This is a genomic window from Caulobacter sp. S45 (genome assembly GCF_009765965.1).
In the GTDB taxonomy this organism is placed as follows: domain Bacteria; phylum Pseudomonadota; class Alphaproteobacteria; order Caulobacterales; family Caulobacteraceae; genus CAHJWH01.
Map to the genome: position 1 here is coordinate 234,307 of NZ_LMUL01000001.1, position 686 is coordinate 234,992.

Consider the following 686-nt stretch of genomic DNA (forward strand, 5'->3'; position numbering starts at 1 on the left):
GGAAGGCGACCGCGAGCAATGTTCCAAAATGGTGGTCTACCGCCCCGATCTAACTAGGCATGAAAAATTTTCGCGTCTTTCAAGAATTCCCAGATCGCAATCACTCCTAGCCACGCTGTAATACATATACTGATATACAAGAAATTTCTAAATGACGCCGGCTGAGTGGCTTTATCTATTTTCGGCATCCGCGGCCCTAGCCCAAACTCCCCACTTCGAACTCCATTAACAGTGATGAATAACCAGACAAGGGAGCACAGGCCGTTGCCTATTCCGTAGCTCATAGCTCCCTCGCATACTTACAAAGAAGGTTGTAAACGTGACAGCTGAAAGCTCCGTCTGAAATTTTTAATTTTTGGCCTGCGCGCTAAAATGCCCCGCATCAGCCGTCAATGGGTATGCGCTAGCGCTTCTGTGATGTCCGCACGGGGTGGAAAGGAGACTTAATACCTCATCTTCGCTCACTTATTTTGGACGAGCGGCTCCCAACCTTTACCCCGCCACACATCGGTGATCGTAACAGCGCGGTGAGAGTAATCTCCGTGGCAAACCTGACGAGGTGCGCCGTGCTCAACCATGTCCACAGTCATGAACTCCTGCCTGTCCCCTTCGGGCTTGCGTGCGCCGACCGACTGGCTGAGCAGGTAGGTTCTGCCGTTGACGCGCTTCCAAACTGGTTTGTCGTC

Annotated in this window: 1 protein-coding gene; it reads right to left on the bottom strand. The window is 51.9% G+C overall.

What is annotated here, in order from left to right:
* Positions 1-461 precede the first annotated feature (461 nt).
* Positions 462-686 (bottom strand): hypothetical protein (locus GSQ87_RS22380; protein WP_216838888.1); only part of this gene is annotated, 225 nt, incomplete at its 5' end.